Genomic DNA, 13,574 nt, shown 5'->3' on the forward strand with positions numbered 1-13,574 from the left:
TCAGCTGGCCTGCCAGAGCTTGAACTTCTGCTCGGTCTGCTTCAGGTTCTGCGACCACCATTTGTCGTCGCGGACCAGCAGCTTGTCCGCGAGTCGGGGGCTGGTGGGAAGGGAGTCGGCGATCTCCTTCGGCAGCTTGGACAGCGCCGGAGTGTTGGCCAGGGTCAGGTTCGTGACCTTGTCGAACGCGGCGCCGGCCTCGGCGTCGTTGGACATAAAGTTCATCAGCTTGAAGGCCGCTTCCTTGTTCTTGGCACCCTTCGGCACCACGAAGTAGTCGCCGGCCAGTACGGCATTTTGGGCCGAGAAGTTCAACTTCGCGCCGTCGTGGCGGGCCGCGTTGATCCGGTTGTTGAAGCTGGTGGACAGCGACACCTCGCCGGAGGTGAGCTGCTGGATGGGCTCCTGGTTGGCGGAGTGATAGATCAGCTTGTCCTTGCCCGGGTGCTGGCCGAGGACCCGCAGGGCCCGGTCGACGTCGAGGGGATAGATCTTGTCGAACGGAACACCGTCGGCCAGCAGTGCCGCTTCCAGGATGGAACTGTCTGAGAGCTGGTTGTACACCGAGCGCTTGGTGCCGTACTTGTTCTGATCGAAGAACTGGGCCCAGTCCTTCGGCGCCTGCGCGTCAGAAATGACCTTCTGGTCCCACGCCATGACGAACAGGAAGCTCAGGTACTTGATGCCGTAGTCGGCCTTCGCGTATCCGGGCAGGCCCTTGTCGCTGATGATGTTGTAGTCAAACTTCTCCAGCAGCCCCTCGGCCACGGCCACCTCATACTCCGGCGCCGTGATTTCCACGAGGTCCCACTGCACGTCGCCGGACTGCACCTGCGCCTTGAGCGCGGCCAGGCTCGTGTTGGCCAGCAGCGTCGTCTGGATTCCGGACTGCTTGGAGAACGGGTCCAGGATCGTCTGCGTCAGCTGGTCGTTGTAGGAGCCCCCGTAAGAGGTGACCGTGACCGTCTTGTTCGCGGCAGCACTTTCGGCCGGTTTGGCCCCGCAGCCGGAGAGGGCCAGTCCCGCAAGCGGCGTAAGCGCTGCGGCTTTGAGGAGTTGCCGGCGGTCAAAGGGGGCGGAGCGGAATGCTGTCATGGGGAAATTGCCTCTCATGTACGCAGGCACGCCGAAGGAAGACGTGCCGGAGTTGCGGGGTGCGGTGACTGTGTAGCGCGGGAAGTGAGAAGAAGTGACAGCGGCGGTTCGCGCACGCCGTCCATTCCACCTGGAGCTCTCGAGTCCGCTTTCCGGCGGCTTTTCGGTTTCGCAACTGTAACTGTGAAGTTGCTCACTAGTCAACAGTTGTATTGCTTTAAGAAACCGTGGAATTTCCGGCCTCACACTTCCCCGCAATCCGGCGCCTGCACCACCCGGCACGGCTAATGCACAGCAGATTCACAGCCGGGAGTGCTATTGCAGATCGGCCCGAAAGGCTGACAATGGTTCGACCTGATAGGCGTATTTTCCGGGCAAGGGTGGCCGCGACTCACTGCAGCGTCCGTGGCGGGCGTCGTGACCATTGGAGCCGGAACAAGCGAGCTGGTACCGACGACAGATGGGTCCCCAGATGATCACTCTCAGAAAGCACCTACTGCCCTCGGTCCTCGCCATCGTCCTGCTCTCGACGTCGGCCTGCACCTCCGGAACACCGTCCGACGCCCTACCCGGCGACTCAGGCACTCACTACGGCGCAGGTACCAGGCCGGCCAAGCCCGCCACCCCCAGCGCAGCCGTGCCCCCGTTGGCGCCGGTGAGCACTGTGGACGCCCGGACGGTGCTGGCGACTTTCAAGTCCCGGGGCATGACCGATCACCTGAAGGCCCTGCAGAGTATTGCCGATGCCAACGGGGGAACCCGCGCTTCCGGCACTTCCGGGTATGAGGAATCGGCCAAGTACGTCGAGGAGCAGCTGCGCGCGGCCGGATATTCACCGGTGCGGCAGACCTTCTCCTTCAAAGCCGGCCGCCGGGGCAAGCCGAGAGTTGAGTCCTTCAACATCCTCGCGGATACCGGGGGCAGCGCCAAGCACACCATCGTGGTGGGCGCGCACCTGGACTCCGTCAAGGAGGGGCCGGGGATCAATGACAACGGCAGCGGGGTGGCGGCGGTCCTGGAGACCGCGCGGTGGATGAAGGAGGCCGGGATCACCCCGGCCAACCGGGTCCGCTTCGCGTTCTGGGGCGGGGAGGAAGACGGACTATACGGGTCCCAGCACTACGTCGACGCACTGAGCCAGGCCGAGCTCAGCCAGACAGCGGCGAACCTCAACGTGGACATGGCGGCCTCGCCCAACGGCGTACGGTCCGTCCATGACGGGGACGGCTCGGATTTCGGCCACGCCGGGCCGGCCGGGTCAAAGGCGATCGAGGACATCTTCTTCCAGTACTTCAAGGACAACTCGCTTACGGCCGAGACCACGCCGTTTGACGGCGGCTCCGATTACGACGCGTTCCTCTCGGCAGGCATTCCCGGCGGCGGGCTGTTCACCGGAGATGAGAAGAGAAAGTCCGTGGCGCAGGCCCAGTCCTTTGGCGGCGCGGCCGGCAAGGTCCTCGATCCCTGCTATCACGAGTCCTGTGACACGATCGCCAACACCAATTCCGAGCTGCTCCAGGAAATGTCCGGAGCCCTGGCCTACGCCACCGTGGCCTACGCGATGGCCAAACCCGCCTGACGCGGAAAGGTCCCCCGCCCGGACCGCTCCTGAAGAGGGCCGCGCGGAGGATCTGTCCTGCCTGCTTTCGAAAAGTCCCTGGCGTCAGCTCCGGGCTGGCAGCGGGAGTGTTCCCTGCGGCTGCCGCACGGCCGCCGGAGTGAACCGCGCGCCGGTGTCCGGGAATTCCGGCACCGCAATGCGGGCATGGGTGTGGATTTCCTGGACGGAGTCTCGGGTGTGGCGGGCGATCTTTTCCAGGGTGGTGACCCACATGCCGTCCAGGGATTTGACCCGGTCCATCAGCTGTTCCAAAGCCACGGCCTTGGAGGGCCTGCCGGAGATGAAGGGGTGGTTGGTCAGGACGAAGCAGCTCCCCGCGGCGTGGTGCGCCTCGGCCTCGAGTGTCCACATTTCGAGGACTTTGGCGGGGCTTTCGATGACACCGCTTCCGGTGACCCCGGGGTAGAAGGCGTATTGCTCCCAGTCGTCCAGGGCCCAGTCGACGGGGATCTCCACGAGGTCGCGGGGGTCTCCCTCGGCAACGCTGAAGCGGTAGGGGGCGTCGCCGTCGAGCAGGCTTGAGTCATACAGGAAGCCGCGGTCCGCCAGCAGGGTAGGAGAATGCCAGTTGAGCTCCCACCACGGGGCGCGGTAGCCCGCCGGCCGGACGCCGGCGGCTTTAGCCAGAGCCTCCAGGCCCCGGTCCAGGTACCGCGCCTCGGTGGCGGCGTCGATGCCCTGCATCGGTTCGTGCAGGTATCCGTGGTGGGCAATCTCGTGGCCGCCGTCGGCTATCCGGCGGACGACGTCCGGGTAGCATTCGGCGGTGAAGCCCGGGATGAAGAACGTCGCCTGGATGTCCTGGCGCGCCAGGATCTGCAGGATCCGCGGGACGGCAACCTTGGGCCCGTAGGACTGGTGCGTCATGAGGGACATGCGCCTGGTGCTCCGCGGATCATGGGCGATCGTGCAGGATTCGGCGTCGACGTCGAAGGTGAAGGACGCCGCGGCGCGGTGGCCTTCGGGCCAGGTGATGGGATGGGCGGTGTCAGCGAAGGCGGGGAAGGTCACGGTAGTGGTCTCCTGCTAAAGGGCGGCGGGGGTGGTGGACGTGACCGGAAGGTCGGCGGCCTGGGGCACGGAAACCTCAACGGCCTGTTCCCTGGGGGCGGGAAGATCGAGGAACTTGCGGTGGAACCGCGGGCCCAGGATGGCGTAGGCCGCGGCGCTGGCGAGTCCCCCGGCGAGCCAGGACAGGTCCCATCCGCCCAGCGCGACGGCGACGGGTCCCTGCATCGCCGGCACCAGCCCGTACATGAACAGCCAAGTGGCGTAGATGCCGATGAGCAGGGAGGCGATGCCGGCCGGATTTACGCCCGGCAGGCGCTTGGTGCCGATGGCGTCGAAGAGCCTCTCCGGGTTGCCGGGCCAGCGCTTCTCGATCCAGAAATAGTGAACCAGCATGACGCCACCCCAGGCGGCCACCCAAGCGACCAGCCCGATCAGCCAGGCGTCCAGCACGGCGGCGAAATCCTCCTGGAAGATGAAGAAGATCACGGCGGCAAGGGAGAAGGCGCCGACGAACAGGTTCAACTTGCGCCTGCTGATGGAGATGTCCAGTGCCTGCGTGGCCACGGAGAAGGTGTAGATGTTCAAGATGTTGGTGGCGATGGGGCCGTGCAGCACCATGAGCAGCACGGGCAGGGCCAGCGCGCCGAAGTTCAGCACGATGAGTTTTCCGGGATCGATTTCACCGGTGTTGGTGGCCAGGCTGGCCCCCAGGATGCCCAGCCAGACGACCGGAATGAACTGGCCCAGCACCGAGGCGAGGTAGACCTTGCGCTTGGGCACCGAGGTGCTGACGAAGCGGGAGTAATCGGCGGCGTAGGTGAACCAGGTGATGCCCCAGCCGATGCCGATGGCCGTCATGACGGCGCTCATCGCGGCGATGCGTTCGGAGCCTTCCAGAATGTGGCCTGCCGGGCCCGCATAGGTCCAGTTGATCTTCATGCCGAACCAGGCGACGGCGGACATCACGGTCAGGATGATGATTGTCGGCGGGACGGTCCACTTTTCGAACGCCGCGATGGCCTTGTACCCGAACCATGCGATGGCCACCTGGGCGGCCATGATGAGGGTGGCGATGCCGATCTTCCACGCGTAGTTGTGGGCCTCCGGATCAACCCATCCCAGGGTTCCGAACAGTGCCATGACCAGGTCCAGGATGATCCAGGTGTTGACTGCGCACCAGCCGATCACCAGGAAGGCTTGGATGGCCGCCGGCAGGTAGTTGCCGCGCCGGCCAAAGGCGGCCCGGGCCAGCACCATGCCGGTGGCTCCCGTCTTTTGGCCGAGCAGGACGAAGCATCCGAAGAGCAGCATGCCGATCAGGTTTCCTAGGACAAGGACGGTGACGGTGTCCGCAAACCCGAGACCGAGCTGGATGCCGAGCGCTCCGAGCACCCAGTTGATCGGGGCGAGGTTGGCGCCGGCCCAGATCCAGAACTGGCCGGAGACCTTGCGGGTCCGCTGTGATTCGGGGATGGGCTGAAGCCACGCTTCGTGGTCTACGCTGGCCGCTGGTGCCGTGCCGGCTGCGGCCGCTGGGGATTTTTCACGCATTGGAGCCTCCGTGAGCGATTGGGGTGCTTCAAGATTATGTGGCCCATGCCACATCAACCTATATACAATGTGTCTAAACAAACCCAGATCGATGCGACGGAGTGTCATGTCAATACATCTTCAGGATGCGCTGAATCACCCAACCCTGGCGGCGGCCGATCCCGTCGTCCGGGCCGGGGCCCGGGCCGTTGCCCGGACGCAGCTCCGGTGGATCCACTCCAGCGAAATTATTGACATCGCTCCCCTGCTGGCCGGCGGGGAGCTGCTGCTGACCGGCGGCGAAGCCCTCGCTCTCGCCTCCGAGGAGCGCCGAATCACCTATGTCAGGCAGCTGGCGGAGCGGGGTGTGGCGGCCGTGGCCATCGAAACCGGGGCTGCCCTGCCGTCGCTCCCGTCCTCAATGGTGGCGGCAGCCGAAGCCGCCGGCCTGCCACTGATCGAACTGCGCGGCGTGGTGCCTTTCGTGGGGGTCACCCAGGCCATTAACTCGATGCTGGTCAGTGACTCGGTGTCCCAGTTGCGGCAGGCCGACGAGGCCAGTCATGCGATGGCCGTCGAGCTGGCGCACGGCGGGGGCCTGGACCGGATCCTCGCCGTGCTGGCCGGCATCACCCACGCCGAAGTGACGCTGACGTCCCTTTCGGGCGCCACCCTGGCCAGCGCAGCACCGGGGCAGGCGGAGGGCGCCGAGACAGACCTCGCCGCCCTTGGGCCGCAGGAGCAGGCACATCTGATCCACATCGACGTGCCGATCCGCGGCATCCTTGCGGCGCAGCTGATGCTCCGGGTCCCGGCGGCCGAGGACGAGAACCTGGCCCGCACCGCCGGGAACCGTTCGGTGGACATTCTGGCGCTGGCACTGCTGCAGCGGATGTCTCCGGGGCTGAAGGAAGTCGCGGGCGCGGCCCTGCTGCGCGCGGTTGATTCCGGCAGCCAGATCTGGCGGCTCCAGCAACTGGCGTCCGCGGCCGGAATTCCGGCCGCCGCGCCGCTCGTGGCTGTCGTGGTCCGCTCGAACATGCTCCAGCAGCTCCGGGCGCCCGTGGAGCAGCTGCTGTCCCGGGGGGCGCAGCCCAGCGCCACCTATGTCGACAACGCCGAGCTCCTGGCCGTGGCCGTCCTGCGCGGCGATGATCCCAGGGAAAGCCGGCGCGCACTCCTGGACGGCCTGCGGGGCCTTCCGGGCCTGGCGGATACTGTCGTTGCCCTTGGGCCGCTGGCAGCCGGAATCTCGGAAGCTCCGTGGTCCTTGTCAGAAGCCAGGCTCAGCCTGGAACTAGCGGACGCCCTGGGACAATCGCCGGCGGGACCAAAGGACCAGCCCAGCCCCGTCATCGATGCCGAGGCATTCGCCGTCGAACGCCTCGCGGTGGGAAGCCTGGACGCGGATCAACGGCGAAAGTTCGTCCGCCAGCAGCTGGGCGCACTCCTGGATCACGATGCGCACCGCAATTCCCGGCTGCTCGGCACGCTGGCCACGTGGCTGGATTCCGGGTGCAACACGGCCCAGGCGGCCAGGGAGCTGCATGTGGAACGGCAGTCGATGCATCAACGGCTGCAACGGATCTTCGAGCTGTGCGGCGGCGACCCCCGGGGCACGGGCCGGCTGGCGGCGTTACACGTGGCCGCCCGGCTGGCACAGCTCAGGTGAGGCAGTAAGGGGGTCAGCCCTCGCCCCGGACGGCGCGGCCGCCCAGGCGTGTGGTGATCCTGCGGGCCGCCGTTGCGCACGCTTCCCCCAGGCTCTGCAGCCTTTCACGGGAGACGCGGAACCGGGGAGCCGAGATGAGGACGGCCGCCACGATGTCGCCGCGGTGGTCGTAGACGGGAGCGGCGACGCCCACTTCGTCGATGGAGGATTCGCCGTAGTTGATAGCCCAACCGCGGCCCGTCACATCCTTGAGCTTGATCTGGTAACCGTCCAGGCCGGCGTCGTCGAGTCCCGGATAGCTGATCGCTCCGCTGCGCAGCAGTGTCCGGACGCGTTCGGCCGGCTGGACGGACAGGAAGACCTGGACGGAGGCGCTCATGGCATCCGTGTAGCGGGCGCCCAGCGGGGTGGTGTGCTTGATCTGGTGGTGGCTGGCGATCTGTTCCACGCACATCGACTCGGCGCCGTTCCACACCATGAGGGCGCTGGTTTCGCCGGTCTGTTCGGTGAGTTCGCGCAGTACAGGGTAGGCCACACGCCGTTCTTCCAGTTCAGCCAGCAGCGGCCCGGCGACGGCGATCAGTCCCAGCCCCAGCCGGAAGCGGCGGCTTTCCGGGTCCCGTTCCACCAGGTGTTCCTGTTCGAAGGTGGCGAGGATCCGGGACACGGTGCTCTTGTGCAGCCCCACCCGGTTGGCGATTTCGGTGACGCCGAGCAGTGGTTCGTCGGCGGTGAACGTTCGCAGCACGGCGATGGCGTTGACTATGACGGAGGTGCCCTTGGCGTCGCCGTTTCCGGTGGTCTCGGGAGATTCTGCTGGGGTCATGGTGTCTACCATCATTCCGCATGAGGGCCGAAAAAGCGGCGCCACGTGGGACGTGGCGCCGCTTCTTGGCCGGTGGCGTGGACCGGTCAGGCGCCCACGATGTTGTACTCGGGGCCGAAGGGGAACTTCGTGATGTTCTCCGCGCCGTCCTCGCCTACCACCAGGATGTCGTGTTCACGGTAGCCGCCGGCGCCGGGCTGGCCGTCCAGGACCGTGATCATGGGCTCCATGGACACCACCATGCCGGGCTCCAGCACGGTGTCGATGTCCTCGCGGAGTTCCAGTCCGGCTTCCCGGCCGTAGTAGTGGCTCAGGACGCCGAAGGAGTGGCCGTAGCCGAATGTCCGGTTGGCGAGCAGGCCGTGGCCCACGTAGATCTCGTTCAGCTCGGCGGCGATGTCCTTGCAGACGGCTCCCGGCTTGATGAGTTCGAGGCCGCGCTTGTGGACTTCCACGTTGATGTTCCACAGCTCCAGGGAACGGGCGTCGGGTTCGCCGTAGAACAGGGTGCGCTCCAGTGCCGTGTAGTAGCCGGAGGTCATGGGGAAGCAGTTCAGGGACAGGATGTCGTGTTCCTGGATCTTGCGCGTGGTGGCCCAGTTGTGGGCGCCGTCGGTGTTGATGCCGGACTGGAACCAAACCCAGGTGTCACGGATTTCCGAGTCCGGGAAGGTCCGGGCGATCTCGTGGACCATGGCTTCGGTGCCGATCAGGGCGACCTCGTACTCGGTGATGCCGGCGGTGATGGCGTTGCGGATGGCCTCGCCGCCGAGGTCACCGATCCGGGCTCCGTGCTTGATGACCTCGATCTCTTCGGCCGACTTGATCATCCTCTGGCGCATGGCGGCCTGGGCCACGTCCACCAGGGTGGCCCCGGCGAAGGCCGCCTGGATCTTGTTCCGGTTGTCCAGCGGGAGTGAATCGTCCTCGACACCGAGCCGGCGGGGGTTGATGCCCCGGGTGCGGAGCGCTTCCTGGATGGCGAAGATGTAGTTGTCCCGGCGCCAGTCCGTGTAGACCACGTTGTCGCCGTAGCTGCGCCGCCACGGCATCCCGGCGTCGATGTTGGCCGTGACGGTCACGGTGTCGTCCTTGGTGACCACCATGGCGTAGGACCGGCCGAAGTAGGTGAACAGGAAGTCGGAGTAGTACTTGATGGAGTGGTAGCTGGTCAGGACGACGGCGTCGAGGTCCTTCTCTGCCATGATCCGGCGCAGTCCGCCGAGCCGGCGTTCAAATTCGGTGTCGGAGAAGGTCAGCTTTTCCTTCTGCCCGTTGTGCAGGACTTTCAGTCGCTCCAGTTCGGCGATGGACGAGGCGTTGTCGGAAGTCGTGATGGTCATGGTGGTGGTGCCTTTCTGCGGTTCGGTTTCTTAGGAGGGAAGAAGTGGGCGCCGGCCGCGGTTACTCGTGGCGCAGTGGTTCTTTGCTGGTTTCCCGGGAGAGAACGACGGCGATCAGGGAGATGGCGGCGGCGCCGGCCAGGTACCAGGCCGGGGCCAGGGGATTGGCCGTCGCGGCGATCAGCAGGGTGGCCATGAACGGCGCGGTGCCGCCGAAGAGTGCGTTGGAGAGATTGAAGCTGACGGCGAAGCCGCTGTAACGGACGCGGGTGGGGAACATTTCGGCCAGGAAGCTCGGGAGCGTGCCGTCATTGAGCGTGAGCATGCCGCCCAGCAGGATCTGGACCAGAACGATCACCAGGAAGTTCCCGGTGCCCAGCAGGGCGAAGGCCGGCACGGTGAGCACGATGAAGCTCAGCGACGCGGCGATGAGGACCTTCTTCCGTCCGTAGCGGTCCGAGAGCATTCCGGTCAGGAAGATGAACCCGATATAGGTCACCAGCGCGATGGTGGTGGCCAGGAAGGATTCGGCCGCACCAAGGCCCAGTTCCGCGGACAGATAGGTCGGCATGTAGCTGAGGATGACGTAAAACCCGACGGCGTTGAGCAGCACGGCTCCGACCGCCTTCAGCAGCAGCCGCCAGTGGCGCCGGAAGAGGCTGGATACCGGGGCCTTGATGGCCTGGTCCTCTTCGGCCAGTTCGCGGAACACCGGGGTGTCCTCCAGCTTGGTGCGGATGTAGCGTCCGATCAGGCCCATCGGGGCGGCGAGCAGGAACGGCAGACGCCATCCCCAGCTCTGCATCGCCTCGGCGCTGAGCAGGATGGTCAGCAGGCCAGCGAGCAGGGAGCCGAGCAGGAGGCCCGCGGCGGTGCTGGCCGGAACCACCGCCGCGTACAGGCCGCGCTTGTTGGCCGGCGCGTATTCCACCAGGAAGGCGGATGCCCCGGCATATTCGCCGGAGGCGGAGAAACCCTGGACGACGCGCACCACCAGGAGAAGGATCGGGGCCCAGATGCCGATGGAGTTGAACCCCGGGATGAGGGCGATGCTGAAGGTCGCTCCGGACATGATCAGGATTGACAGGGAAAGCGCGGTCTTGCGCCCCACCCGGTCGCCGATGTGGCCCCAGACGAAGCCGCCAAGCGGCCGCACCAGGAACGAGATGGCGAACAGGGCGAAAGTGAGCAGGAGCGCGGTCTGGGGATTGGACTCGGGGAAGAAGACCGCGGCGATGGTTGCGGCCAGGTAGCCGTAGACGGCGTAGTCGAACCATTCGACGAAGTTACCGATGAAGCTGGCGGCGACTACCCGCCGTCGGGTTTCCTTGCTGACTGCGGGATCGTGCCCACTTGGGGCCGCTTGGCCGCTCAACGTGGTTTGTCCGGAGGAAGTACTGCCATGCCCGCTATTCGACTCCGGGCCTGTCGGCCCCGCAAGACTGGCGGGGGAGGAAGTTTCGTTACTCATGTGTCCACCAAAGTGTTTTGGAGTTGCATTCACTGCAACGCTGTTGCACCAGATTATGCGTGACACAGAACACAGTCAATGCTTTTTTGCTTCGGATCTGCGCATCAGTTTGTTGAGAAAACTCGCAGACGTCGCCCGGCGGATGCTCCGGACCAGGCCGAAGTGGTTGCACTCAGCGTGACTTGGTTGCTTGGGATACGCCGGCGCGGGCGAACTTGGGAAAAGCTTGAGCCGGGCGGCATGGCGGTTCCGCCCCGGCTGATGCGGTGGCACACTGGGCAAAACAATCGAACGACCGGGGGGTCCACGTCAGGAGATCGTCATGCGCATTCAGGCAAGAGAGCGCACGGCCGGCCGCGGCGCAGCGGGCCAGCCGTGATGGCCGGGTGGGCCTATCTCCTGGCTGGAATTATGACCGTCGACTCGCTCCTGCTTGGCCTGCTCCTGCTGCACGTGAAGTGGCCGAAGCGCTGGAAGAAAAACGGCTGAGGCTCGACGCGCTCACTGTCCGGCGACGCCCATTCGGTTCGGCGACGCGGAAAATACCTGGCGCGGCGGCTATTCGGGCGTCCGCAGGCATTTTGCGCATCGGCGGGCACGAAGAGCGTCCGGCTAGCCCGCGCTCTGCGCTGCCAGCCGCGCTTTGATGCGTTCAGAGGCATCGAGAAGAGATGCCTCGTTGACGGAACCGGCGGCTTGGACGTCATTCTTCCGTGCGGCCGCGATCAAATCCTGCTGATACCTCCACAGGGAGTCATCGCCCTCAGTGTCCAGCGAACCCTGGGCACCGACGATCTTGTACGCCCGGCAGTGCTGCCAAAGCGTGCGGATCATCTGAACCAGAACCGGGTTTCCCGCAGCTTCATAGAGGATGCTCAGCATGGCCTCGTCATGATCCAGCAGCGCAATGACCCTGCGCTCGGCAATGGCCGCCCGCATTAGCTCATATTCAGCCTGCATCCTGTCGCAGTCCTGGGCCGTGATCCGCTCGCTTCCCAGCCGCGCAGCCTCCGTCTCCAACAGCCTGCGGACGTCGTAGACATGGATCAGTTCCTCCAGCGAGAGGCTCTTCACGACGGCGCCCTTGTGCGGCTCCCGCTCGGCCAGCCCCGCTTCTTCAAGACGCCGGATCGCCTCGCGGACAGGCATGACACTCGTGCCAACCTGCTCGGCAAGATCGCGCACCCGCAACCTGGCGCCGGCCGGAAGATCGCCGTTGAGGATTGCCTCGTGAATCATCGCATAGACCTGATCAGTCAACAGGGTTGGGACTACGCGCTTGGATATGACCACAGATCAAATATAGCCTCCCCTCCCCCATCGGCGTCTCCCTTGCCATGCCACCGGGATTCGGATCGGAAAAAAGTTCAGATCCGCTCTTGTGTGATTTGTGATCACATCTTACAGTGGTTTATGTCACACAAGCTGCTGACACCCCCTCCTAAGACTCGGCGGGGAAAGGTTCGCAAGTTCTACGCATACCGGTCGTTCGTTGCCGATGACGACTGCGTCCAGCCGGGAAACGGCACCAATACTCCCCCAGGGCCCGCCAAGACCGGCCCATCCCAGTTCCGAAAGGAATGCAAATGTCCCACATAGTTGATGACGCCCCTCTCTCGTCTTTCCATAAAAAACTGGCCCTGTACTCGTCCGGGGGACCCTTCGTCGACGGCTACATCCTCAGCATTGTCGGCGTCGCGATGATCCAGATCACCCCGCAGTTCAACCTTTCACCGTCCGAACAGGGGATGATCGGGGCAGCAGCCTTGGTGGGCATCTTTTTCGGCGCGTTCCTCGGCGGCTGGCTAACCGACAAGTTCGGCCGGCACCTGCTCTTCACGGTCGATCTCATCGCGCTGGTTGCCTGTTCCGTCGCCCAGGCGTTCGTGAACGATCCGTTCTGGTTGATCATCCTGCGGCTCCTCATCGGCTTCGCCGTGGGGGCCGACTACCCGATCGCGACCTCCTTGCTTGCCGAATTCACCCCCAAACGCTGGCGCGGCCCGATGCTGGGGGCCTTTGTCACTATGTGGTTTGTCGGTGCCGCCGTCGCCTACATCGTCGGCCAGTTCCTGCTCACGTTCGAAAACGGCTGGCGCTGGATGCTCGCCAGCTCGGCCATCCCGGCCCTCATCATCGTCCTGCTCCGCATCGGTACCCCTGAATCGCCCCGCTGGCTGGTCAAGGTCGGCCGGCTTGAGGAGGCCGCCCAGGTGCTCAAGCGGGTCTACGGTCCGGAGGTCACGTTGGCCGACCTGCCGGAGGAAGCCGGCAGCAAGGTCGGCGTTGGTGAGCTCCTGAAGTCGGGCTATGGCAAACGCATGGCGTTCATCACCATCTTCTGGACCTGTTCAATCGTCCCCCTCTTCGCCGTCTACGCCTTCGGGCCGGCAATCCTTGGAGCCCTCAAGCTCGGCGGAGACCTGGCGCACATTGGTTCCGCCGCCATCACCGTGATGTTCCTCCTCGGCTGCCTGGTTGCCGTGTTCCTCGTCAACAAAATGGGCCGGCGCCCCCTCATCATCCACAGCTTCCTCTGGAGCGGCCTGGCCCTCCTCGCCCTGGGACTCTTCCCCGAGGCTGATACGTGGATCATCATGTCCCTCTTCGCCGCCTACGCCCTCCTGATCGGCGGCACCCAGATCATGCAGTGGGTCTACCCCAACGAGCTGTTCCCCACCGAGGTGCGGGGATCCGCCGTCGGCCTGGCCTCGTCGCTCAGCCGCATCGGAGCCGCCACCGGAACCTACCTGGTGCCCATCGCCCTGACGACGCTCGGCATCGGAACCACCATGATCATCGCCGGAATCGTCACCCTGATCGGCATGGCCGTTTCCATGGCCTGGGCGCCGGAAACCCGCGGAATGACCTTGACCGAAGCGGCAGCCCTGCCGGGAAAACCCAAGGGAAAGGTCCGGGGGAAAGCCGCCGCTAGGGCCATCGCCTGAACGAATCAACTAGGCAACTCGAACGCAACCACTACCCGCGGATCCGGCCGCACACCG

General features: G+C 65.1%; 10 protein-coding genes. 3 read left to right on the forward strand and 7 right to left on the reverse strand.

What is annotated here, in order from left to right; all coding sequences use genetic code 11:
* On the reverse strand, positions 1–1,095 hold the full coding sequence (locus C8D78_RS09075; RefSeq protein ID WP_167467884.1) for an extracellular solute-binding protein: 1,095 nt from the start codon (positions 1,093–1,095) through the stop codon (positions 1–3).
* A gap of 472 nt (positions 1,096–1,567) precedes the next feature.
* Between C8D78_RS09075 and C8D78_RS09080 the strand changes: the two genes are divergently transcribed.
* Positions 1,568–2,674, forward strand: coding sequence for a M20/M25/M40 family metallo-hydrolase (locus C8D78_RS09080; protein WP_244208319.1), 1,107 nt, complete (start codon positions 1,568–1,570; stop codon positions 2,672–2,674).
* Positions 2,675–2,758: 84 nt separating this feature from the next.
* On the opposite strand, the gene C8D78_RS09085 is transcribed toward C8D78_RS09080, so the two are convergent.
* Together C8D78_RS09085 and C8D78_RS09090 are read right to left on the reverse strand one after the other, a co-directional pair.
* Positions 2,759–3,727: a polysaccharide deacetylase family protein gene (locus tag C8D78_RS09085; protein ID WP_120952651.1), complete on the reverse strand. Its 969-nt coding sequence runs from the start codon at positions 3,725–3,727 to the stop codon at positions 2,759–2,761.
* 15 nt (positions 3,728–3,742) lie between these two features.
* Positions 3,743–5,278, reverse strand: coding sequence for a purine-cytosine permease family protein (locus tag C8D78_RS09090; RefSeq protein ID WP_120952654.1), 1,536 nt, complete (start codon positions 5,276–5,278; stop codon positions 3,743–3,745).
* A 106-nt stretch (positions 5,279–5,384) separates the two neighbouring features.
* On the opposite strand from C8D78_RS09090, the gene C8D78_RS09095 reads away from it, so the two are divergent.
* Positions 5,385–6,929, forward strand: a complete 1,545-nt coding sequence (locus C8D78_RS09095) for a PucR family transcriptional regulator (RefSeq protein WP_120952657.1) — start codon at positions 5,385–5,387, stop codon at positions 6,927–6,929.
* A 13-nt stretch (positions 6,930–6,942) separates the two neighbouring features.
* Here C8D78_RS09095 and C8D78_RS09100 read toward each other — a convergent pair whose 3' ends face one another.
* The 4 genes from C8D78_RS09100 to C8D78_RS09115 form a co-directional block, all read right to left on the reverse strand.
* Positions 6,943–7,755, reverse strand: a complete 813-nt coding sequence (locus C8D78_RS09100) for an IclR family transcriptional regulator (protein WP_244208320.1) — start codon at positions 7,753–7,755, stop codon at positions 6,943–6,945.
* Between the two features lie 86 nt (positions 7,756–7,841).
* Entirely contained in the window at positions 7,842–9,098 is a 1,257-nt protein-coding gene (locus C8D78_RS09105; protein ID WP_120952663.1) for an aminopeptidase P family protein, read from the reverse strand.
* Positions 9,099–9,159: 61 nt separating this feature from the next.
* Positions 9,160–10,569 (reverse strand): MFS transporter, encoded by a 1,410-nt coding sequence (locus C8D78_RS09110; RefSeq protein WP_120952666.1) that lies wholly within the window; start codon positions 10,567–10,569, stop codon positions 9,160–9,162.
* Positions 10,570–11,181: 612 nt separating this feature from the next.
* Positions 11,182–11,862, reverse strand: a complete 681-nt coding sequence (locus C8D78_RS09115) for a GntR family transcriptional regulator (RefSeq protein ID WP_208641914.1) — start codon at positions 11,860–11,862, stop codon at positions 11,182–11,184.
* Positions 11,863–12,155: 293 nt separating this feature from the next.
* Between C8D78_RS09115 and C8D78_RS09120 the strand changes: the two genes are divergently transcribed.
* The gene (locus C8D78_RS09120; RefSeq protein WP_120952669.1) at positions 12,156–13,517 is read left to right on the forward strand and encodes an MFS transporter; all 1,362 of its coding nucleotides are present in this window, start codon (positions 12,156–12,158) and stop codon (positions 13,515–13,517) included.
* Positions 13,518–13,574 lie beyond the last annotated feature (57 nt).

The sequence above is a fragment of the Arthrobacter oryzae genome (assembly GCF_003634095.1).
Taxonomy (GTDB): domain Bacteria; phylum Actinomycetota; class Actinomycetes; order Actinomycetales; family Micrococcaceae; genus Arthrobacter; species Arthrobacter oryzae.